The organism is Lachnospira hominis (ex Liu et al. 2021) (assembly GCF_014287955.1).
Lineage (GTDB): Bacteria > Bacillota > Clostridia > Lachnospirales > Lachnospiraceae > Lachnospira > Lachnospira hominis.
This window is the reverse complement of sequence record NZ_JACOPD010000004.1, coordinates 130,683-155,228: the sequence shown is the minus strand read 5'-3', so window position 1 is coordinate 155,228 and position 24,546 is coordinate 130,683. Positions and strand designations below refer to the sequence as shown.

The 24,546-nt window shown below is 35.9% G+C and carries 21 protein-coding genes and 1 pseudogene; 3 read left to right on the top strand and 19 right to left on the bottom strand.

Annotated elements, in window-relative coordinates; translation table 11 throughout:
- Positions 1-125: 125 nt before the first annotated feature.
- The 18 genes and pseudogenes from H8S01_RS06840 to H8S01_RS06755 form a co-directional block, all read right to left on the bottom strand.
- The gene (locus H8S01_RS06840) at positions 126-2,186 is read right to left on the bottom strand and encodes a putative bifunctional diguanylate cyclase/phosphodiesterase (protein ID WP_186836660.1); all 2,061 of its coding nucleotides are present in this window, start codon (positions 2,184-2,186) and stop codon (positions 126-128) included.
- 143 nt (positions 2,187-2,329) lie between these two features.
- Positions 2,330-2,974 (bottom strand): uracil phosphoribosyltransferase, encoded by a 645-nt coding sequence (gene upp / locus H8S01_RS06835; RefSeq protein ID WP_186836659.1) that lies wholly within the window; start codon positions 2,972-2,974, stop codon positions 2,330-2,332.
- A gap of 53 nt (positions 2,975-3,027) precedes the next feature.
- Positions 3,028-4,434 (bottom strand): uracil-xanthine permease family protein, encoded by a 1,407-nt coding sequence (locus H8S01_RS06830; RefSeq protein WP_186836658.1) that lies wholly within the window; start codon positions 4,432-4,434, stop codon positions 3,028-3,030.
- Between the two features lie 90 nt (positions 4,435-4,524).
- The gene (locus tag H8S01_RS06825; RefSeq protein WP_186836657.1) at positions 4,525-6,258 is read right to left on the bottom strand and encodes a methyl-accepting chemotaxis protein; all 1,734 of its coding nucleotides are present in this window, start codon (positions 6,256-6,258) and stop codon (positions 4,525-4,527) included.
- Between the two features lie 54 nt (positions 6,259-6,312).
- Positions 6,313-7,569, bottom strand: coding sequence for an extracellular solute-binding protein (locus H8S01_RS06820; RefSeq protein ID WP_186836656.1), 1,257 nt, complete (start codon positions 7,567-7,569; stop codon positions 6,313-6,315).
- Positions 7,570-7,595: 26 nt separating this feature from the next.
- Positions 7,596-7,867, bottom strand: a pseudogene (locus H8S01_RS06815) (DNA cytosine methyltransferase).
- Between the two features lie 32 nt (positions 7,868-7,899).
- A complete protein-coding gene (locus tag H8S01_RS06810; protein ID WP_186836655.1) occupies positions 7,900-9,066 on the bottom strand; it encodes a VanZ family protein in 1,167 nt (388 codons plus the stop codon).
- Positions 9,067-9,070: 4 nt separating this feature from the next.
- Positions 9,071-9,373, bottom strand: coding sequence for a Dabb family protein (locus tag H8S01_RS06805; RefSeq protein WP_021865140.1), 303 nt, complete (start codon positions 9,371-9,373; stop codon positions 9,071-9,073).
- An 83-nt stretch (positions 9,374-9,456) separates the two neighbouring features.
- The gene (locus tag H8S01_RS06800; protein ID WP_186836654.1) at positions 9,457-10,986 is read right to left on the bottom strand and encodes a GH25 family lysozyme; all 1,530 of its coding nucleotides are present in this window, start codon (positions 10,984-10,986) and stop codon (positions 9,457-9,459) included.
- Positions 10,987-11,305: 319 nt separating this feature from the next.
- A complete protein-coding gene (locus tag H8S01_RS06795; RefSeq protein ID WP_186836653.1) occupies positions 11,306-11,533 on the bottom strand; it encodes a hypothetical protein in 228 nt (75 codons plus the stop codon).
- A gap of 59 nt (positions 11,534-11,592) precedes the next feature.
- Positions 11,593-12,348: a flagellar filament capping protein FliD gene (locus tag H8S01_RS06790; RefSeq protein WP_243204267.1), complete on the bottom strand. Its 756-nt coding sequence runs from the start codon at positions 12,346-12,348 to the stop codon at positions 11,593-11,595.
- A gap of 21 nt (positions 12,349-12,369) precedes the next feature.
- A complete protein-coding gene (locus H8S01_RS06785) occupies positions 12,370-13,170 on the bottom strand; it encodes a FlxA-like family protein (RefSeq protein ID WP_186836651.1) in 801 nt (266 codons plus the stop codon).
- 251 nt (positions 13,171-13,421) lie between these two features.
- On the bottom strand, positions 13,422-14,792 hold the full coding sequence (locus H8S01_RS06780) for a GHKL domain-containing protein (RefSeq protein WP_186836650.1): 1,371 nt from the start codon (positions 14,790-14,792) through the stop codon (positions 13,422-13,424).
- Positions 14,789-15,502 carry a LytR/AlgR family response regulator transcription factor gene (locus H8S01_RS06775; RefSeq protein WP_055040513.1) on the bottom strand — a complete coding sequence of 238 codons (714 nt, stop codon included), beginning with the start codon at positions 15,500-15,502 and terminating at the stop codon, positions 14,789-14,791. Before H8S01_RS06775 ends, H8S01_RS06780 begins: the two co-directional genes overlap by 4 nt.
- 145 nt (positions 15,503-15,647) lie before the next feature.
- The gene (locus H8S01_RS14455) at positions 15,648-15,707 is read right to left on the bottom strand and encodes a glycosyl hydrolase (protein ID WP_334299468.1); all 60 of its coding nucleotides are present in this window, start codon (positions 15,705-15,707) and stop codon (positions 15,648-15,650) included.
- Positions 15,708-15,748: 41 nt separating this feature from the next.
- Entirely contained in the window at positions 15,749-16,333 is a 585-nt protein-coding gene (locus tag H8S01_RS06765) for an AAA family ATPase (RefSeq protein ID WP_186836648.1), read from the bottom strand.
- A gap of 13 nt (positions 16,334-16,346) precedes the next feature.
- On the bottom strand, positions 16,347-17,714 hold the full coding sequence (locus H8S01_RS06760) for an MATE family efflux transporter (protein ID WP_186836647.1): 1,368 nt from the start codon (positions 17,712-17,714) through the stop codon (positions 16,347-16,349).
- Between the two features lie 397 nt (positions 17,715-18,111).
- Positions 18,112-18,873 (bottom strand): formate/nitrite transporter family protein, encoded by a 762-nt coding sequence (locus H8S01_RS06755; RefSeq protein ID WP_186836646.1) that lies wholly within the window; start codon positions 18,871-18,873, stop codon positions 18,112-18,114.
- Positions 18,874-19,121: 248 nt separating this feature from the next.
- Between H8S01_RS06755 and H8S01_RS06750 the strand changes: the two genes are divergently transcribed.
- Both H8S01_RS06750 and H8S01_RS06745 read left to right on the top strand, forming a co-directional pair.
- Entirely contained in the window at positions 19,122-20,531 is a 1,410-nt protein-coding gene (locus H8S01_RS06750) for a methyl-accepting chemotaxis protein (RefSeq protein ID WP_186836645.1), read from the top strand.
- A gap of 31 nt (positions 20,532-20,562) precedes the next feature.
- Entirely contained in the window at positions 20,563-21,957 is a 1,395-nt protein-coding gene (locus tag H8S01_RS06745; RefSeq protein WP_021866325.1) for an MATE family efflux transporter, read from the top strand.
- 22 nt (positions 21,958-21,979) lie between these two features.
- On the opposite strand, the gene H8S01_RS06740 is transcribed toward H8S01_RS06745, so the two are convergent.
- Positions 21,980-23,128 (bottom strand): Gfo/Idh/MocA family protein, encoded by a 1,149-nt coding sequence (locus H8S01_RS06740; protein ID WP_186836644.1) that lies wholly within the window; start codon positions 23,126-23,128, stop codon positions 21,980-21,982.
- 383 nt (positions 23,129-23,511) lie between these two features.
- Here H8S01_RS06740 and H8S01_RS06735 point away from each other — a divergent pair, with 383 nt between their 5' ends.
- Positions 23,512-24,546 (top strand): FUSC family protein, encoded by a 1,035-nt coding sequence (locus H8S01_RS06735; protein ID WP_186836643.1) that lies wholly within the window; start codon positions 23,512-23,514, stop codon positions 24,544-24,546.

Here is a 24,546-nt window from a genome sequence, read left to right as displayed (position 1 = left end):
ATTAGTTGCAGCTAACTATTGGCATTATAAACAAAAAAATATACATATGTCAAATGGTAAATTATATTACTCATCTGACATATGTATTTTACTCATTAAAATTATCACATCAAATATAATTATTATTAATCAAGAAGCTTTGCGAATTCTTCTTCAGGCAGCGGTTTTGAAAAATAAAATCCCTGAAGATAATCGCATCCATATTCTTTAAGATAGTCTGCCTGCTCTTTTGTCTCCACTCCTTCTGCGACCACTTTCATATCAAGTCTGTGTGCGAGTTCAATAATTGACATTACTATATTATTATATTTTTTATTTTCACCAAGTTTTTGCACAAACCCCATATCAAGCTTTATAACATCAAAATTGTAATCTCTTAATGTGCTGAATGATGACATACCACTTCCGAAATCATCAATAAGAAGCTTTACACCGTTATCGTGAAGCTGCTTAAGAAAATTGGTACCTTTACCGGAAACATTTGCATATGCCGACTCAGTTACTTCATAATTAACCATCTGTTTTGAATAGTGTTCATCTTTTACATCATCAATAATCAAATCCATGATTTCACCATCCATCAGGTCCATTCTTGATAAATTGACTGCGACACGAACAATCTTTTTTCCGTTTTTATATCTATTTTCCATAAATCTACGGACGCTTTTATGTACATATGTATCAAGCTTTGTTATGTGTCCGCTTTCTTCAAGTGCAGGAATAAATTTACCCGGTAGTATTACGCCTTTGGGTGAAACCCAGCGTACAAGAGCTTCCGCCGATGCTATCTGCTTCGTTTTTGCATCATATATAGGCTGATAAAACACTTTTATCTCACTATTTTTTATAGCATCATCCAGCTGAATCAGAGCAAGACTTCTTTGCTCATAATCATATTTCATGTCTTCATTAAATATAGCATACGGCTGTACATACTGATTAGGTATATATAATTTTGCAAGCTTTGCCCTGTCACACATATCAGAAACACTCAAATCCGTGTCTTTCGGTATATAATAAATGCCACATCTTACATATATATCTACTTTCATCCCATCTTTATCATAAACACGATGAAGTATTGATGTGAGCTTTTCAAAATCCAGATTGTTCTTATCAACCAGCACAACAAATCGGTCTGCTTCTATCCTTGATATTGCAAGCGGTTTCAAAAAAGAAATCTGTAAAATATTAACAGCCTGATGTAATACCGTATCTCCTGCTGCATAACCATATAAATCATTAATCGCCTTAAACTTCTGGATATTAAAATATAAAAGTGCAAAATCTTTGTCAGGATTATTTTTAATTATATTTTCTGCTTTATGAACAAATCCTTCACGGTTTAATGCACCCGTAACACTATCAGTCTCAAGTTCTTTTGTCATATCTTCAATAACAACAAGAATAATACCTTTTTTCTTATCAAACCAGTGATAGCTGTATCTTTCAACTTTATTTTTTATATTATAAACATTAAATGAATACACTCCAGCTATATTCATGTTATCATTAAGGTAATCAAGTGCCGTACATTTTAAGAACTGCTCTTTACTTTCATTGGCAATTCTTATCTCACTCATCTGCTTTACTATATCATCATATACATATGACTTCTGTTCATCAACTTCCATGCCCTCAAAATGAGCAGCACGCATATACAGATTTCCTTTACAGCTGTCTATAATTCCGATTCCTATATAATCATTGTTATACAGAATTTTACTTATCTCTTTGTCAATATATTTTAATGTTCTGTCTTTCCAGACCGCATATGCTTCTATATGACCGTTGTACGGATTTTCTATAAGGCTGACACGCACTTTGTATAATTTCAAATTGCCATTTTCATCATAATAACTATGATAAAATTGTATATTACGTTCACCTTTTTCAAATTCTTCCAACAGAGCTTTTCTGGTGAAACCTTTCTTAAACTCTTCCAGATTATATCCATCAGAAATATTAGGATATATATATTTATCAAGCCAGCATCTCACAGAAATATTGTTTAATTCATTGTAATTATACTTATGCTTACGTGTTATAATAGCAAGCATCTTATTATCCGTAACATCTATATATATAGAACAAACCCTATCCTTTTCTCCCGTCAGCAAAAAGTTCATTCTTTCCTGATATAGCTTTTCATGATGCCCTGTATCAATACTCAATGATTTATCCATACGCATTACCTACCATATTTTACACGTCTAATATATTTCACATTAATAATGATAACACAAAAAAGCCGGAAATCAATATTAATTTTCAATAAAGATTTCCGGCATAAAACCATTTTTTATTTATTTAGAAAACAAGTCTATTATTATTTTGTACCAAAAATTCTGTCGCCGGCATCACCAAGACCCGGACATATATATGCATTTTCATTGAGCTGTCTGTCAAGATGTCCTACATAAATCTGAACATCCGGATGAGCCTTATGAAGCTTCTCAAGACCTTCCGGTGCAGCTATAATACACATAAACTTAATCTTTTTACCACCATGCTTTTTAATCTGATCAATTGCATCTACTGCTGAGCCGCCTGTTGCAAGCATTGGGTCTGTTACAATAATAAGCCTTTCTTCAATAGGGCTTGGAAGTTTGCAATAATATTCATGTGGTTCATGAGTTTCCTCATCTCTATACATACCGATATGACCTACTTTTGCAGTCGGTACAAGGGCAAGAATACCTGAAACCATACCAAGACCAGCTCTAAGAATCGGAACAACTGCAAGTTTACGTCCGGAAATCATAGGAGTCATGCATTTTTCAATTGGAGTTTCAATCTCTACATCTTCAAGTTCAAGATCTCCCATTGCCTCAAAACCTTCAAGCATGGCAATCTCTTCTACAAGCTTTCTGAATTCATTAGTTCCTGTTCTCTTATCTCTCAAAATTGAAATTTTGTGCTGAATTAACGGATGTTCAAAAATTGTAATATTTTTTTCTTCTTTAAAATTCATTATAACCTAACCTCTGTTTTTCCATCTATATAGATGTATTATTTGCTTTTTAATTATTTTTCATCATCTGTGTTGCTTACATATACACCACGGCTTTGGTCTCCGCTTGGATTTACACCAAACCTGTAATCATTACCCGGTAAAACAGCATTGAGGATAATACCTGCAATAGCTGCGATAGCAAGTGCTGTGAGTGTAATATGCGTTTCACCTATTGTGAATGTAAGTCCATTTGAAAAACCAAGACCGCATACAAAGATTACACCGGCAATTATAAGGTTACGTGACTTTGTAAGGTCTACCTTATTTTCAACAACATTTCTTACACCAATAGCTGAAATCATACCATAAAGCATAAATGATACACCACCGATTATGGCTGCCGGCATTGTAGAAATAATCTCTGAAAACTTAGGTATAAATGAAAGTATCACTGCAAGACCTGCAGCAATTCTTATTACTCTTGGGTCATATACCTTTGAAAGTTCAAGGACACCTGTGTTTTCTCCATATGTAGTATTAGCCGGTCCACCAATAAGACCTGCAAACGCTGTAGCAAGTCCATCACCCATTATTGTTCTGTGAAGACCCGGATCTGCTATAAAATTCTCATCAACAGTAGCTGATATAGCTGACATATCTCCAACATGTTCCATCATTGTTGCAATAGCGATAGGTGCCATTACAAGAATTGCTGTAATATCAAACTTGCAAATCTGGAATTTTGGAAAACCAATCCAGCTTGCTGATGAAACAGATGCAAAATTAAGTATTGCTGAACCATCAGGATTTGTAACTCCAAATGCATTAAGAATCAATGCAAAAGCATATGAAATGATTACACCCATAAGGATAGGAATAATCTTAAACATCCCCTTGCCCCAGATATTAAATATTATTATTACAGCAAGTGCAACTACGGCAAGAAGCCAGTTAGTTGAAGCATTAGATATTGCTGATGAAGCAAGTGAAAGACCAATACAAATAATAATTGGTCCTGTAACTACCGGTGGAAGGAATCTCATAACTCTGTTCACACCGACAAGCTTAAAAATTAAAGCTACAACAAGATATAACAGACCTGCTACAACGATACCGCCACATGCATATGCAGCTTTCTCGTTAGCACCCATATCGGCATAAATTCCTGTATTGAGATTGGCTACTGTATAAAATCCACCAAGAAATGCGAATGATGAGCCAAGAAATGCAGGAACTTTAAATTTTGAGCAGACATGGAAAATTAATGTTCCAATACCGGCACAAAACAGTGTAACAGATACTGTAAGGCCTCTTGTTATTGGTTCGCCACATGCATTCTGAAAATATCCTGCTACAAGAATAGGTACCAGAATAGTAGCTCCGAACATGGCAAACATATGCTGTATTCCAAGAATCAGCATTTTCGGAATTCCGAGCTGTCGTGCATCACGAACAACTTCTTGATTTTTCTCGTTCATTAGTTTTTCTCCCTATTAAAAATAATTTACATAATGATAACATATTTTACCCAGTTTTTAAACATGCTTTTTCATTTAAAAAACAGCAATTTAAAAAATAGCAAATATATCTGTACTTTCTTGAAGTGTCTTTGCTATAGCCTTATTTTCTTTCATTTTGCTACTGATATTAACTATATCTTCAACAAGGTTCTGTGTATTTTCTGCCGTGCTGTTGACACCCTCCGCACCTTCATCAACCGCAGCCGTAATAGTGTTAATAGAACCTGCTATCTCATTAATGTTTTTCTTTAAAGCGTCAGTTTTTAATACAAACTCATTCATAGCATCCTCAATATATGATGCATTATTTTTATATGAAGCACCACTATCTACAAACCTTTCAAATTCAGGGAGTATCGTCTGCTGCATATATTTAACAAGATTGTTAGCGTTATCTGATAAATTAGATACTGCTTTAACTACAACCGAATTTATCTGCTGTATTCTGTTTGCTGTTTCTCTGCTTGAATCTGCAAGCTGGCGTATCTCTTCTGCAACAACCGCAAATCCTTTTCCTGCTTCTCCAGCCCTCGCTGCCTCAATCGATGCATTCAATGCAAGAAGATTGGTCTGGCTTGATATACTTAAAATATCATTAGTCAGATTATTAACCTGGTCAACACTTTTGCTGTCTTCAATCGCATTATTTAGTACTTCCAGTATCTCACCAACCTTTTCACTTGTCTGTTCCATATTGTTTCTGGCATTACTTTCCATATTATCAGCATCTTCTTTCATCTGCTTAGAAAATGTATTAATTTCATTTGACTTTGATGCTATTATATCAACGTCTTCACGTACATTATTCGCACTGTCATTAATAACATTAACTGATTGTCCTACATCCTGCATAGTTGCAGATAATTCTTCTGTCATTGCTGATAAATCAGAAGCACTATCATTAGAGGCAGCCACACTTTTATCTACGGCCTCTACAACGCCTTCCATCAGGTTTGTATTCTCAATAATCAGTTTAAGTATTCCCTGAAGTTTTTCCATAAAAATATTAATTCCATTACCGAGATCAGCAATCTCATCATTAGACAGTATTGTAACTCTCTTAGTAAGATCACCTTCTCCATTATCTATTCCACTTATAATTTCCCTAATATCTTTATTCGTTGCAAGTATCGGTTTTATAATATATTTCATAACACAATACAATGCTGTAAGCAGTAACAATATACTTATTGCAATAATAACAATACTACATATAAGAGAACCGGTATATACTGCCGAAAGTCTTTCTCTTGCAGTTGAAGCTGTAGAATTAGCATGTTCTTTTAATACATTTATATTTTCCTGTATTGCACTGCTGCTATCGCTTACTACTCCGTTTGCCAATGCATATGCCTCTTCTTTCTTACCAAGTGCACTATATGCCATAATACTTCCAAGCTCTTTTTTCATAATTTCATAATTCTGTACAAGTGAATTATAAACTTCCTGATCAGAATCACTGACATACTTCTTATAATCTTCAAGATTATTTTCAAGTTCTGACTGTTCCTTCCTTATATTTTCCACTACAGAAATCATTGTATTAAGGTCAGTTGCAATAATATGAGACAACCCCAGCTTATGTATTGACTGTGTTGCATTCTGGATTTCACCTAGTTCTGATATACTATTCATACAATCATCCGTAATATCAGATGCATTTGAATTAACCATTCTTATATTATTAATAGCCATTATATTGGATACCACAGATAATATTCCAAGAATAAATACGGGAATAAGTATCAGTACCTTTAAGCTTGTTCTTTTTTTATTTACCATAAAAGTCTCCATTCTGCTTATCTTAATATCAGCAATGTAATATCATAAAAGCCATCACTTAATAGTTGATGCTGTAATACCATTAACAAGTTTATCCATAAGCTCCTGGTCTGTCATTCCATTATTAGTTCCACTCAATATCGTATCGCCAAAATCTTTGCATGCATCCCAGAAACTGTTGCCAACTCGCTGCAATGTTCCATATTTAGACTGTTCAATTACAGCTTGTATTGCTGGAACTTTTTTCACTTCATCTGAAGCTGCCACATTTATGTTTGACGGTCCCTGATTACGCTCTTTAAATCTCAGTTTTTGATTATCTTCATTAGTCATCCAGTCCGCAAGTCTGCATGCCCAGTCCCTATTCTCTGAATATGCATTAACCCCCATCATCTTATATCCGGTAAAAGAAGACATCTGTACTTCCTTGCCTGCAACAGTATATGTCGGAAGTTTACATGCACCATAATTATCGCCATATATTGCTTTTACATTCATAACATCCCATACACCGCTTATACCTGCTATAACATCCCCTGACTTCATTGCAGCCGCAATATCTCCATTAGGCATGCTTACAAAACCAGGATTTGATGCTATAGCTGAAAGTGCTGATTTAATATCCGTTCCTTTAATATCACCAGATTCAGAATTCCAATTACATTTATTAGTTACGCCATCAGGATTAATTGATAAATTAAGTCCTGTATTACCAAAAAATGTATACATGTACCACCCCGAATTAAATTCCATGGCAAACTTCTTTCCTGATGATGCCGCTACCGACATCATTTTATCCAATGACTTTACATCATCAGCCGAAAAATAATTTTTATCATAGTACATAAAATAACCGTTATCAGCTGTCATAGGATATGCATATATTTTATCATCTAACGTAGCAGCTTTCACCGATTCTTCAATATTAGCAGATTTTACTTTTTCAGCATCAGGTATCTCAACCAGAACACCACCTGCAACAAGTGATGTAAGCTGATCATCAGGAAATGAAAAAACATCTGCACCATTATGTACATCTGTAAGCATTACATCTCTTACTTTAGCATCTGCCTGAACACCAATTGTAATATCAAATTGTGCCTCATCTTTATAATGTTCTTTAAAACTCTCCACCATTTTTGATGTTGTATCAACATTATCTTTCTCGCTCCATACAGTAAGCTTTACAATATTATTATTTTCGTTGTCCTCTTCTTTTTTAACGTTATCTGTTCCATGTATACCACACCCTGAAAACAGAAGTGCAGATACCATAAAAACTGACATAACTTTCCTTATTTTTTTTTGCATAACAAAATTTCTCCTTTGCCAATTATTTACCCATATACTTTTTTATAAAACCTGTACCCGAGCTGTTTCATAGTTGTACTCACAACACTTAATGTCTTTCCGTAATCATGTGTCTCAAAATTTTTAACATTTTCCATAAAAACAATTTTGGGTTTTTTTCTTTTACTATACGTGCGACATCAAAAAACAATGTTCCCCTGCTGTCTTCAAATCCGCGTTGTTTTCCACTTATTGAAAATGCCTGACAGGGAAAACCTGCACATAATATATCATGTTCAGGAATTGTTTTTTCATTTATTTTTTATTGTAATCACTTAGCACCTCCTGTTTTTATTTTTTTACCATATTCATGTGCGTTATTCCCGTGATTCTGTCGTAAATCATATTTCTGGTATCGCTGAAAAGGCATAATACCAGATCAACGACAAAATATGCCGCTATTATTATAAATATCCCGCATCCGATGCCATAAAACACATATTCCCAGCCAGTGGCTGTTTCTGTCAGTTTATATAAGCCATATGCATATATAAGTGAAGGAAGCTCTATCATATATAATATGATGTATCTGAAAAACAACCTGAAAATTCCAACTTCTTTAAAATTGGTGCGGTCAGCCATAATATTTTCATTTGTGCCATTCACAAGCCTTATATTAACAAGTGCTTTTCCAACAGTCCGGCCTTTTGATGCAGCTGTAACAACAGTAAACACAATTGTTACATACGCCGAAATGCACATGATATAACGTGAATCATATATTATATTAATAATTATTTCTTTGTTAAATACAAAAAAGCCCACAACAGGTGCAATTATCAATGCAATATCAATAATCCACGCAACAATTCTTCTGAATTCTGATACAATCTCACCACGACTGTATGCCATCTCATCCAATCTTTCTCTTTTGGGTATAAAAAATACAAAAAGCGGCGTGATTAAATATCCAGTCATTCCACCAAGAGTATTACATATAAGGTCATCAATCTCAAAAAATCTGTATGGATATCTATATATTCCATACAGACCAGATAACTGTGTAAGCTCAAAAAAGAGGCTGTAAGCAAATGACATTATAAGCACCTGCCACCATTTTCTTCTGAAATAATATCTCAGATACACTCCAAATGGCAGTAATAAAAGTATATTAAATATTATCTGCCAGAAATCAGCACAGCTGAATATATTAATATATGTTGCCGGACTTTTAAAATTAATATGTGAATTTACAATCACTCTTTTAACCGCATCAAACGGCACAAGCAGCATGCACGCTGAGTCAGATGATACAGAATCAAGCGGTGGGAGCGGCAGTATTGTCATAAAATATGACGTCAGCATATAAAATATAAACGTATATATAATTCCGGTTCTCAACACAAGTATAGAACCATATTTGTGATATTCATACAAAATATATGGTATTGTAAAAAGCAATGCAAGAACCGGAAAAACATAACACGCTGATATTATAGGTTTTAAATATATCTGCATTTTTTTAAACTTCGTAATCAAGGCATGATCTTATTGCTGTATATGGTCTTACTTTACCGTCTGCAACCGCAACATGCTTAGGATTAACAGCATATGCTTTTAATGCATCAACACTCTCAAATGTTGTATCAAGCATTACATCAGCTGTCGATGACTCAAGCCCGTTAATATTTACATGGACATCAATAAGTCCCGGAATCTGGCCTGCAAGTCCCTCAAGTCCTTCCTTTATACCTTTTTTTACACTTTCTTTTTCTTCTTTGCCAAGTTCATCTTTTAATTTCCATAAAATTACGTGTTTAATCATACCTTTTATCTCCAATCTGTTTTTTACTAATATTCTAATATTATACTATATTTCGAGCTGTTTTGGCAGAAATATCAATATTTTTATTTCACAATCAGATAACTTGTAATGCAATAAAGCGTCTGTCCATTGTATACAACACGCGACCAGCCAACTTCATTGTTATAACCTGTCCTTGTAAGAATCGTTCCATTTTTAACCGACGCAACAACAACCGAATCCGAATCCGTATAACTTGGCTTCGACCTCAGATTAACTTCATCTTTCGGAGTTACCTCATCATTGCAGCTTATAAACTGAGTCATAAACTGCTGTGTTTCTGCCTGCGTCGGTGCGGACAAATCGGTTGTAAGATAGCTTGATACAGCATAAACATTCTGACCGTTATAGTTAAGCCTTGACCAGCCGCTGTCACTGATTCCTGTTCTTGTCACCGTCTCACCGTTATTTAATGTCGCAATTATTGTTGAATCAGTGTCCTGACTAGGTTTATTTCTTAATCTTACATATTCTTTTGCTGTAACAGTATCATTTACCGATGTAAAATTCATATTTGCTTCAACATCTGCACTTGCAGCCGCAGCCGTCTCACCGCTCATCGTTCCCGCACTCTGGCTGTATCCGAAATATGCAACATTTATATCAACATTTGTGCTTATTCCGCTTACATTTCCATTACTTGTATACTGCCACATTGCACATGCTCCCGAATAAGATGTTGAGGATGTATCCGGATAAGGAACTGACGGATATTGTGCAACCCACATTTTATAATTATTTTCAAGTGTTGATGTATTCCATCTGCTGTTTCCTGTAAGATGCGATGCTGAAGCATAAAACATCGGAGTGTAACCTCTTGAATATATTTCCTGTAAAAATGCATCTGCAACATTAGTCCTGTCATCATTAGACATACCATTCTGCCTGCTGTCCGCCGAATCAAAACCCTCACAATCAAATGCCACAGGATAAGTTATATTATAATTTGCAATATAATCTGCAACCCAGCCAGCTTCTTCAATTGCTTCACTCTCATTTACCGCTGATGAGAAAAAATATACTCCGACTTTTATTCCGTTGGCTGCTGCCTGCTGCATGTTATATTTTGCGTTAGTATCAGCATATATTACACCGGTTTTCTGTGTTCTGTAACCGACTCGTATCATTGCAAAATCAACGCCGGATGATGCTACTTCCGCCCAGTCTATAGTTCCCTGATATTTAGAAACATCTATGCCGATTGTCGTATCTGCCGTTTCATTGCCTCCCGCCGAAAGAGTGACCGAAGCACCGCTTCCTTCATCTGACATTCCCATGTCGGCCTCATACTGAGGGTCTTCCTGCTTTTCTTCATCAGAAGAAAGTGTTGCCGTATCAGAAGCACTGCCTGTCTGCGTCACACTCTGTGCAGTTGTAGTCTCTGTTACAACATCAACCGTTCCGGCTGTCTTATTCTTTTTGCCGGAATTTATCACAACAACTATAACAACTGCAATTATTGCCACTGCAAGCAATGCCGCAACAGGAATGATTTTTCTTATGTCAAACGGCTCGTCTGTAAGATATCCGAACTCGTCTTTGTCTTTCTTAAATAATTTTATAAATTTATTCATAACATAAGCTCCCAATATTCATATTTTGTGATTAACCAGTTATCTGCTAAAATCGGATAAATATCTCCTAATCATAAATCCACAAAGATACAGAAATATATCCCTGTAATCTTTTCTTGATATTGTACCTGTTCTCTGTCTGTCATTTAGATTATTATTCACAGCATCATTATAGTTCCCTTTCTGTATTTGGGCAATACATTTCTTAACTGCATCATGTATGCAGCATTCTTAGCATATTCCAACCATCTATTAGAATAAAATTCATACCCTGTTGTCTCATACACTTCATGCCATAAAGAATATTGGTTCGCCTTTTTCATATTTGCTTGCGAATTAACAATTTCATTGTCTGAATCATGCATACAAATCCACGCATGCGTCCAAATATTTTTTGTGCTTTCTCAATCATAGATACCGCAGTATCTATATATTCTTTTTGTTCTGCTGTATTCTTCTTCATATTAGTTGTTTGAAAGAATTTAGAACCGTCGTTTGTCTGCTGACATACAACATATCCCGCCAGATTTGCTAATCGCCTATTCACTTTCATGTTTACTAATTAGTGATATACATTTACTTAAATTAGTCACTCATACAATATTCCTATACTTCCTTATCTATCTTACTTGACGTTAGAGAGGAATCTTTTTTCGAATATGTACCATTGTTTGTATAAGTCGCACTTGCACGATTCGCAGCATTTGATATACCAGCTGCTTTCTGGGCTGTTTTGCCTGCAAAGGAATTGTAACCTGTAAAAACCGTTTTCAATGAACTGATATCTGCTTTCTTCAATTCATCTTCATCCAGCTCCAACTTATTCCCCTTTCCTATGGTAATACCTATTTTAGAAAGTAAATGACTGGTTTTGTCTGTCATGCCTGTCATCCATGAAGCATTTCTAAGGACATCTTTTGTATTGGATTCTCCTGCCTCCTTAACAACATCATTATAATCATCAATAAAAGATTTCACTTTTTTGGTAATTGCATCCCAGTCATAATCCACTACCTCTGTTTCTTCCCCGGTCTTTTCATCCTTCTTTTTTATTTTCTTTTTTTCCCAAAGTGACGCATCATTTAGTGCATCTGCTGATTTTTTCAGGGAATCCGCACTTGTTTTCATCAGTGTAAGCTTCTGTGAAGTATCGCCTTTCCCCGATAATTTTTCTGCATCCTGCTTTGCATAATATGCTTTCATAAGTTTTCCATAGCTTCCGTTTTTAATCGCAGCATAATCAGAAAGCATATTGGTGTTTCCTACGGATGAACTGTCGGAAGTTCCTCCAAATAATGCGGAATAATCTACATTGCTGTTATATTTACTTGTGTAATCACTAAAACTCTTAATCTCTGACATAATACCATTCTCCTTTACCAACTATAAACGAATATCAATCGGTGTATACGCTGCCTGCTGTGTTGCATTCTGTGCATTTTCCAGAGTCGGTGTTTCTACTGTCACCTGTGTTTCCCCTTTGATATCCGTATTCTTTACGCTGTCTGTCTCCTCTGCCGCAGCCCCCACAGATTCCTGTGTTTTTTCGGATTTATCAGTATTGTTCTTTGTTGCAGTGTCTTCTGTATTGCTGTTCTCCGCTTTTGCAGCTTCTTCTACTGATTTATTTGCATCTGCAAGTGTAGACATCTGTGCTGCTGTCGCAGACTGTGCCTTTGCCTGCAGCTCTGCCAGTTCTTCTTCCTTCTTCTCAGTATTTCCTTTTCCGGCATCCTGTTTGATTTCAGATTCAAGCACACTGGCACGTCCCTGTATCTGTGTTGCCATACTTCCCTGCACCTTTGCCTGTTTCATGGAAGAATCTGCACAGAGCATCGCCTGCATACTTGCCTGTGACAATCCGGCGTCTTTCTTTTTAGAAGTGTTACTTGTTCCAGCCACCATATCATCCATAGATGACGAATTTTTACTCTGCTGTTCCTTTCTCTGCTCAATCTGGTGCTGTCTTAACTGCTGATTGAGATTGTTAATCTCCTGCTGTATCTCCTGACGCTTTTTCATCTTATCCTCTAATGACATTTCTTCATTCGATGATAAATCCTGTAGTTTCTGCTGTGCATTTGCAATCTGATTCTGAATATTTTTACTTACAGAATCATTCCCCTGTGTCATTCCCATTGTTCCTGTCTGCGTATTTGTCCCACTAAATCCATTGATCCTCATTTTAATCCTCCTTGTTTTGCGAGGCAAAATCCGAACCCTTTGGTGAGGAGAGGATTTGACCTCCTTGAGCTTAAATTCTGAAATCCGTTTCCTTAAAAATATGTACAACATGATTTCTCTTTACTGATTCTTTCGGCATATCTTTCTTTACAATAAACAGTGATGTTGTGAACCGCCCTTTTTTTGTTGTGAAGCAAATAAAAAACACTAAATATTCTGATGTTTCACAGATTACTTAGTGCTTTTTGTCCTTATTCTACCTGTAACATAATACTTAGAACCACTTCCTGATTCTCCTGCTCTAAAAATATATCTCCCATATACATCCTTGCAACCCTCCGGATATTATGCAGTCCAATTCCATGCTCCTTACCAGATTTCGTTGTTTCCGGCAGATCACTGTCCTTATAATTTAACTCTCCCTCATATCTGTTCTTTATGGTTATCATAAAAATACTGTTTTTCCGAAAAGAAGAGAGACTGATATAAGGATTTTCTCCACTTACATTTTCCATGCAATTATCCAGTGCATTGTTTAAGATCACGCTTAAATCAAATGCATTTAATTTCGTATCCTTTGGATAATGAAAATCTGATATAAAACGAATCTGCTTTTCCTTTGCTTCTCTTAACTTTTCCATCAGAATCACATCAATGACAGGACTCCCCGTTTTTATCTCAGGAGATATTTCATTCCACTCCTTTTTCAAATGCTCCATATATTCTGCTGCATCATCCATATGATTCTCTGCCACAAGATGTTCCAGCATCTGTATATGATTCCCCATGTCATGACGCAGGCTGCGGATATCCTGATACAGCTTTTCCACTTCCCCGATATGCTTTTTCATATCACTGACCTGATTTAATACCAGCTCCTGCCCTGTCTGTTCTTCCTGTGCCACCTTCCAGTTTTGAAACATCGTAGTCATAACAAGAATTGCTATGATAGAGATAAAATAATGCACGAAGCTTAAAGTTCCATAAAATCCATAGGTATCTGCCAGGCTCTTTCCTGTATCTTTTTCATAAATATTCAGATAATATTGCAGAATACCATACCCTGTAACTCCCACAAGAGAAGGTATGATAAGCATTACCAGCTCTTTAACGCTCATTTCATCATTTTTGTATACATATGCTTTATTGATCAGACCGATTGCGACTGCAAGGAAAATGATACAAAGCACAATATCCAGAATTCTCGTTCCAGCATAAAGTATATATTGTAGCCATTGTCTTCCTGCAATCGTATTCCCAAAAACCAGAGCTTTTGTTATAAAATCATCCATTCTGCCTGCCATTGCAACCGCAAGCCAACGGATAGAAAAAAATGTCACTGCAAGAAATATTTTCTGATAAATGTTTCTTCTGTCCTGTACATACATCACAAGAAATGCAGCCACAACTCCCAGCATATATGCAGAAAAATTGCCAATCTGCTGCGGTATCAGATACAGCACAGACATAATTCCAATATAAACAATACTGACCAGAGCAGCTTCCCTTTTCTTTTTCATATATGGATATACAAAAACACCAAAACAGATTCCTGTAATAATCAAAATTGCAATAACAGAAAACTTCGATGTGATCATCCAACATCTTTCCACTAAACTCATCTGACTTCATTTCCTTTCCTCTGGTTATACTTCAGATATTGCTTCACAAACTCCGGATAATTCTTTTTTGCAATCAATGCAGTTCCATTTTTCATAGTTACACAAGTTGCATCATATTTTTCTACATATTTAAAATGTACAAGATAGGCTCTGTGTGTTCGGAAAAAATCTGTTCCTGCCATATCACTTAATTCCTGTAATTTACCATAGTATTCAATATCCGTACTTCGTGTATGGATAATAACTTTCCGGTTATACACCTCGGCATACACAATATCACGCAGAAAAATTTTTATATGACTTCCGGCGGTCTGTACCATGATATATTTTTCGTCTTTTTCAAGTCTGGAACTCCTTTTTATGTTATGGACTGCCTTTGTCACAACCTCTTTAAATTTCTCATCGGAAAATGGCTTAACCAGATAATGAAATGCTCCGACATCAAATGCCTGAAAAACATATTCCTCTGCTGCTGTCACAAAAATGAGTATCATATTCTCATTGTCCTGACGAAGCACCTTTGCCGTTTCCATCCCATCCATTCCCGGCATCTGAATATCCAGAAAAAGAATATCCGGCTTACTGCCACTTGCGATCAGTTCATCACCCGATAAATATTTATCTATAACCGCATCCGGCAATAACTTTTTTATTTTTTCTTCCAGTATCTGAACCATAGATACTTCATCATCGCAGATAGCAATTCGCATATTGTCACTTCCTTGCTTACATATATTTATAGCTATTATATCGGATAAGTTCATGCAATATCTATCTGGAATGTTGTGAATTGACCTTTTTTTGTTGTGAAAAAGTCATCAATTTATGCTAACAAATTTGTAAAGCAACAACAGGTTATTTTGCTCCCCACCAGAACCAGTTACCATCCGCCTCATGAAATGGCCGCCATAACACTGGTATATCAGCCTGCTGGAATTTTTCCAATTCATGCACAATCACATACAATCCAGAATTATCTTCTCACACCTGTCATATCCAAGCTGTGAACTGTTCAGGCACAATGTATAATTACTGGCTTTTCCCCATTTCTGCTCCGTGTAAAAGTTATAATTTGTCATACGTCTTTTATCTGTGTCTGCCATCATTTTGACGGCTTCCTTCTCTTCAACATTATATAAGCCCATGATACGCTGTACTTTTTCCGGCATATCCCCATGAATAAACACATTTAACACATCATCCCTGTCTTTCAAAATGTAATCAGCATTTCTTCCAACAATTACACAAGGCTCCTTTCCAGCCAACTCCAAAATAACTTTTCTCTGTGCCTCATATACCATATCTTCTATGGACTTTCCTGTAATGTCACGTCCGGCAAAGGCATATGCAAATAAACCTTTCTTTGGGGATAACTCAGCATTTTCCTTAATATACTCCGGTGACAATCCTGACTGTTCTGCAATCTGTCCAATAATATCCTTGTCATAATATGCAATGCCAAGTTTCTTTGCCACTTCTTCACCGATAAAACGTCCACCGCTTCCAAATTCCCTGCTGATTGTAATAATTCTTTTTGCCATTTCTTATTCCTCCTTAATTTAAAACATCTACTTTATTCTTTCTGATTCTCTTTAAAAATGCATATCCTGCCAGACATGAAATAACCTCAGTTATTGGGAATGCCCACCAGATCAGGGAAACTCCCATCTGACCGTTTCTGACAAACACAGAAAAAATTCCAGCCAGTGGCAGAATAATAATAAGTTGTCTCAAAAGAGAGATAACCAATGATTCAATACCGCCATCCAGTGCCTGATAAATTCCCTGATAAGCAACATTTATTCCGGCGAACAGAAAGCTTATTGAGATTATCCTCATTGCCCCGATAAAATATTCCCTTGACTGTCCTGCATTGAACAAAGTTGCAAAAGCCCCAGAGAAAATTTCTGTAATTGCAATTCCTAGAATCATTAGTACAACTGTATAGAACAGTCCATACCTGATGCCATCCTGAATTCTCTTTTTACTTCTCATACCATAAGCAAATGCAATAATCGGCGTGATTGCATCTCTAAGCCCAAATGCAAGAAACAATACAAACTGCTGTACTTTATAGAACAATCCATATGCTGTCTGTGCGGAAGGACTGAATTTCAAAATCAGATTCATCACATATACCATAATAGACATAAGTGCCTGTGCAATAATTGCAGGAAGTCCAATTGCATATATTTCCTTGATTATTCCGCTATCCGGCTTCATATACTTTACATCATGTTCAATTTCCTTATTTAGTTTCATATGAAATACTAACAATAATATTGCAGACGCAACCTGTCCAATAACAGTTGCATATGCTGCTCCCTTCACTCCCATTTCAGGAACCGGTCCAATACCATAAATCATAATTGGATCAAGAATAATATTCACCACTGCCCCCACAATCTGACCGATTGTAGAATATAGTGAACGTCCTGTTGCCTGTAAGAGTTTTTCAAATAATGAAAAGAATATAATTCCAAATGAAATTACGCAGCATATTCTTAAGTAGTCTATTCCCATTGAAATAACCTCAGTGTCAATTGTCTGTGATGAAATATATGCTCTTACCCCAAAAATTCCAAACAACAGGCACACCGCATAAATAATCACTCCAAGAAACAAACTATTTCCCGCAACTTTTGCTGCTTTTTTACCATTTCCCTGTCCAAGTGTTCTTGCTAGAAGTGCATTTGTTCCAACACCTGTTCCGATTCCAACTGCTACCATGAGCATCTGAACCGGAAACACAAGTGTCAGTGCATTTAGTGCCGCCTCACTTCCTGTTCTCATGTTTCCAACAAAGGCACTGTCCACAATGTTGTAAACCGCCTGCAATGCCATAGATAATATCATCGGTATTCCCATCTGAACCATGAGCTTATTTACCGGCATCTTCTTCATCTTGTTACTTTCTGCCATTTTACAATCCTCCTTGTTTTGCGAAGCAAAATCCGAACCCTTTGGTGAGGAGAGGATTTAGCCTCCTTGTTTTGCGAAGCAAAATCCGAACCCCTTGGTGAGGAGAGGATTTAGCCTCCTTGTTTTGCGAAGCAAAATCCGAACCCCTTGGTGAGGAGAGGATTCAGCCTCCTTTTTCTGCATAAAAAAAGTGTGTACTTACCTCATAAGCTGGACTTACGCTGATAAGCTACACACTTTAAAATGCATTATATATTTTCATAATGTGCGACAGCATGTGCACAAAAAAAGAGTAGCAAAACTGGATTTACGCTAGTCTGCTACTCGTTTAGAAGTCATTATATTTCTATTTTGTTGAAAAGTCAAACAAAAATTTTCTTGCTTACACTTGCTTTTTCTAGTGCTCTGCACTCATCTGCTTTAACGGAAATGCCAAAAGAACTGCACCACCAACTATATTTCCAAGTGTAACAAAAAACTGGCTTTTTATTACTGCTGCCGTTCCAATATCACCAAGAAGCATATACCCTATTGTAAATGTTCCCATATTGGCAACGCAGTGCTCAAACCCTGACAGAACAAACGCCGTAATAATACAAAACATCATTATCATCTTACCGCTCTCACTCTTTAATTTCATACCTGTATAGACAGCAAGACATACAAGAAAATTACACAAAACGCCACGTATAAACAATTCCATCGGTGTCGCATCAAGTTTTGTATATATAAAACTTCTGTAATAATCAACAAGAATCTGATGTGAGGCATTACTCCATACAAAAAGTCCGCCTAATATAAATGAACCCACAAAATTACCTATATAACTTATAACCCAAGTCTTTATCATATCTGACACTTTACATGTCTTTGTATACACACCCATCGCCATTACCATATTATTTCCGGTAAAAAGTTCTCCGCCGATAAAAACAACGAGAATTATTGCAATTGAGAAAAATATTGAACTTATAAGTTTTCCAAACTGCGGATATGTTTTTAACAAAACTGCTGCTGTCACATTAGAAAGCATAGTTGCAACAACTATGAAAAATCCTGCTACAATCGCCCTTATAAAATATTTTCCCAAATGATTATTACAAATATCAGCCTTGTTAAAAGCCGCTTTTTTCATAATTTCCAAATCACTGTCAAGCATATTTTTTCCTCTTTCATCCTTTTTGTATATTAAACACCTGCATCAAGACACAGGCCAAACGGAGATATTTTAATCCTATGATTCTTTAAAGTCAACCAATAAAACAAAAAAATACGTAATTATTACAGAAAATATTGACACTTTTATCAAATTTTAAAAAAAATAATACTTTATTACCAATTACATGTTATAATAGTTTACAAAGTAACTCAGTGAACAATTTAATATAATATATAGGGAGATTTTGCATGTTTAAAAGGAAAAAAAAGGATGAGATTTTGTCTGACCATGATGCGGTACAGATACTTGATACTATTGATAAAATTATTGCAGGTAACTTCAGCGGTGTTAATCCTGTTGACTTTAACAACCCCGAATATGGTGAAAAACTCAATAAAATGCTGCATGTTTTTACAGAAGTAAATAACCCTGTTGTAATGCGTCTCAATGAAACAATGGGTGTTATCGGTGACAACACTCTTATAAAGAATACTCTGGAACAGGTCGAATCACAGACAAAATCAATACAGCACATGGAAAATTCCAGCCAGCATCTCGAAAGTTCTATTGAAAACATTTCTGATGCAATGGGAGATATCCGCACAAACACTCACAAAATTCTATCAGTTTCACAAAATATAACTACAGACATGAATGACAGTATTAAAGCTGTCAATAAATCATCTGAAAAAATCAGCACTATCAATCAGAATGTCCAGGATTTCAAAGGAAAAATCAATAAAATAGAAGAAATTGTTGACATTGTCCAAAATGTCGCAAGCCAGAGTAATCTTCTTGCTTTAAATGCTTCTATTGAAGCTGCAAGAGCAGGTGAAGCCGGAAAAGGCTTTTCTGTCGTTGCCGAACAGGTAAGAATTTTATCTTCAAACACTTCACAATCAGCCGAAGATATTGTAAAATATGTTGCTGAATTAAGAGAAAGCATTGACTCACTTGCCTCTGCAATGGATGAGACAACTCTCACACTTGGAGAAGGAAATAAGAAAGTTGAGCAGTCGCTTGCCGCCATACAGCAGATGAATGGCCAGATGGACAACATAAGCGTAAGCGTTGACAGTATATTTAACGACATTGACACGCAGACCGGTGTAACAAAATCATTAGCAAAACAAATTGAAAATATTTCTCAAAGTTATAACATTTTATCTGATGAATGTATACAATCAGGACAACGTGTATTTAAATTAGGACGTTATCTTGACAAGACCAGAAGTGACCTGGTTCGTGGATGTTCTAATATCACACAGCAGGACTGGATGCGTGTATTTGAAGTAGATCACTATGTTCTTACATGGCGTGTATACAACAATATTGTCGGATTTGAACACTTAAAGAAAAAACAGGTTGATAACCCTTTGGGATGCAAGCTTGGAAAATGGCTGAACAGCCAGACTGACAGCCGTCTTACTGAAAGTCCTGAATTTGGTCAGCTTGTCAAAACGCATGAAGTTCTTCATCACTTTGCCACTCTATCATGGCAGGCAAAAGAAGATGGGGATGACAAAAAAGCTCTCTCATATTTTAACGATACATATGATGCTTTCTTAAAATATGATAAAGCTCTTAATAATCTCCAGAAAAAAATGCAGCAGCTTGGTTATAATAATGCAACACAGATTGTTTCATTTGAAGAATAATTGATTATTTTATCAGAAAGGATAACACACAATGAGCATCAATAATGAAAATGAAAATCCACTCGGGTACAAAAACGAGGGAAAACTTCTTGTAGGATTTGCAATTCCATGTATTATATCAATGCTTGTTACTGCGTTATACAACATCGTCGATCAGATTTTTATCGGTCAGGGTATCGGTATGCTTGGAAATGCAGCAACAAATATTGCATTTCCACTATCAACAACATGCACGGCTATATCACTCCTGCTCGGAATTGGTTGTGCAACCAATTACTCACTGCATCTTGGTGCAGGTGAGAAGAAAGAATCAGAAAAATATGCCGGCAATGGAATAATTCTTATGGCTATAATGGGAATATTTTTATTTCTTATAACCACCATATTCCTTACGCCAATGCTTAAATTTTTCGGTGCAACACCTGATGTACTTCCATATGCAGAGGCATATACGCGTATTACTGCTATAGGCTTTCCATTTCTGATAGCCAATACAGGAATGAGCAAGCTGATTCTCGCAGATGGTAGTCCAAACTATTCAATGACATCAATGCTTATCGGTGCAATTGTAAATACAATTCTTGATCCTGTCTTCATATTTGTATTTAAGATGGGAATGACAGGTGCCGCACTTGCAACTATTATTGGACAGATAATTTCATTTTGCATAAGTTTACGCTATATGTTTCATTTTAAAAATATAAAATTAAGCAAAAGCAGCTTTACAGTTTCATTGCATCATTGGAAAAATATTTTTATCCTCGGAGCAAGTGCATGTTTCAACCAGATTGCAATGACAGTCGTTCAGATTGTAATGAATAACACACTTGCACATTATGGTGCAATGTCTGTATATGGCGGTGATATTCCTCTCGCATGTGCCGGAATTATCACAAAAGTAAATATGATATTTATGTCATTTGTAATCGGAATATCTCAGGGAACACAGCCTGTTATCGGCTTTAATTACGGAGCAAAAAAATATAAACGTGTACGTAAAACATATCTGCTGGCACTTGCTGCAGCTTCCGGTTTATCGCTTATTGCATTTGTATGTTTTCAGGTATTTCCACGCCAGATTATCAGTATATTCGGTAACGGAAGTGAATTATATTTTAAGTTTTCTGAAAGGTATTTCAGAATATATATGTTTTTGACAATCATCAACGGAATACAGCCTGTAACATCAAATTTCTTTAATTCTATAGGTAAATCAAGACTTGGTGTATTTATGTCACTTACAAGACAGATATTGTTCCTGCTTCCGCTTATAATTATTTTCCCTATTTTTATGGGAATTGATGGCGTAATGTATGCAGGTCCTATCGCCGATGCAGCCGCCGCCATTGTATGTGGATATTTTACAATAAGAGAATTAAAAGAATTGAAAAATCTCGAAAAATCTTTAGAAGCCGCAGTTATATAAAACCGCGGCTTCTGCTATTCTATCACTTACGTCTTATAGCTTTATTAATCTTTTTTTCAAGTTCTTTTTCAAACTGTTTTTCAAACATAAGTTCATATCTGCTGCCACTTACAGGCAATGCAACTTTTCTGTTTTTCCATGATGAAAGATATATTGCATTGGATAAATAAAGACTGTTAATAGCTTCGTCTCCATTTGCAACACACCTTCCCGCTGCATATTCTGTCAGTAGTTTTTCATATGCACCATCATTTGGCTCTGTCTTTATATCTTTCCACTCATACTTTGGCTTAGCAAATAAATCACCATTTCCTCTTCTGTATTCTATTTCCGGCTTGTCAAGTTCACATACACGAAGCTGGCCTTTGTCACATACAAGAAGAGCATTATCAAGACTTATCTCCAGCCTGTTGACACCGGGTGCCTCGCCTGTTGATGCAATGAACACTCCGCTTGCACCATTCTCCCATTCCATATATGCTGTGACATCATCTTCTACCTCTATCGGATGATACTTGCCTTCGCTGCAAAATCCGGCAACATCTGAAGGATTTCCACATATCCATGACAATAAATCAAGATTATGAGGACACTGGTTAAGCAGAGTTCCTCCTCCGTCATATTTCCACGTTGCTCTCCATTTACCAGATTCATAATATGCATCAGGTCTGTACCAGTCTGTAATAACCCAGTTTACCCTTTTAATATTACCATACGTTTTATTATCGATTATTTCTTTTATTTTTCTATAAACAGGAAATGTTCTCTGATGGAAAATGAATCCGTATTGAAGTTTCGGACAGCTTTTTTTTGCACTCTTATATGCCTCCCACATACTTCTTGCCTGTCTTGAATAAACTCCTGCAGGTTTATCACAAAGTACACTTATTCCACGTTCAAACGCTTTCTTAACAAGTTCTTCATGTGAATAATGTGGTGTTACTATTATTACTGCATCCACTGACAGACTGTTGTCATCTATGGCAGCATACATATCGTCGCCCGAATTAAACTTCATAAGTTCAGGTGAAACATATTGTCTAATCATATCCCATCTTTCATCAGTAACTCTTGTTATCGCAGAAAGTTCCATGCCTTTGACATCACCTTTTGCTATCATCAGGGCATATTTTGCACCCATATTTCCCATTCCTATAATTCCAACTTTCATATTAACCGCCTTTCTGTATCCTGTTTTTTGTTTTCTTCGAGACACTTCATGTTTTTCACAATTTTTTCATAAAATCAACAATTATTAATCACATTTTACCTGTAATATAAACAATGTCGAAAGACATTAGATAAAACCTTTTCATAAACTCCGATAGCTGTCCTGATACTCTCTCCCTTTTTTGTCAGGCAGCTGTCATTCCCCCTCTTCCCTATAATTTTATTATATAACTTTTATTTTTGCATTGGTACTTATTATTTAAATTTGCATCTAAAATTTTACATGTAAAATTAAAATTATTTGACATAATCCGTCATTAATGTTATATTATTCAACCCTGTCTATTGTGGGGATTATTTTTACATCATCACAAGGAGGTTTCTATGACATTTTATCAGGAATTACAGCTTAGTTCTGCAGGTTCTAAGCAGTTAATCAAAAATACACATGACAAAAAAGAAAAATTCAGACATATTTTAATATATAATTTCAAGGTTTATCTTGTAATGATATTCTGCGTTGCAATTGTAACTATTTTCAGTATGTTGACAGGAAACAGTAACAGCGTCGTTGGTGTATGCGTTCTGCTTTCTGTACTTGTACTCAGACAGGCTGATTTTGGTATTCAGACAAATCACGGACTTATTTCAATTGCAGGTATATTTGTAATATTAGCTGCCGGTCCACGTCTTGCAAATATGGTGCCTGCCATACCGGCATTTTTTATTAATTTCTTATGTATAATGCTCCTTATGATTTTCAGCTGCCATAATGTCATTATGTATAACCATTCAACATTTGTTCTCAGTTATCTCCTGCTTCTGGGATATGATGTAAGCGGACACGATTATCTTATGCGAATTGCAGGTTTGTCAGCAGGCATGCTTATATGCATGATTGTTTTTTACAAAAATCAGAAAAACAGACCTTACCATCGTACTTTTAAAAATTTATTTTCAGAATTTAATATTACTTCATCACGCACAAAATGGTATATTAAACTAACTTTTATTGTATCAAGTTCAATACTTGCAATGTCACTGCTCAACCTCCCTCGTGCCATGTGGGCAGGTATCGCCTGTATGTCAGTCTGCCTTCCATTTTCAAATGACATAAAGCCAAGAGCTGTGAAAAGAGGACTTTTTAATATAGTCGGATGCCTTCTTTTCCTTGTCCTTTACTATGTACTGCCTTCATCAATGTACCCTTATATAGGAATAATCGGTGGTATCGGTGTTGGATATTCAGCAGGATATGCATGGCAGACAGCTTTTAATACATTTGGTGCACTATCTATTGCAGCAGGGCTTTTCGGTGCCCAATACGCTGTTATTTTAAGAATAAGTGCAAATATCTTTAGTTCTGCTTATACATTTATATGCGATAAAATCCTAAACCGTATGCTTGCAAGATTTTAA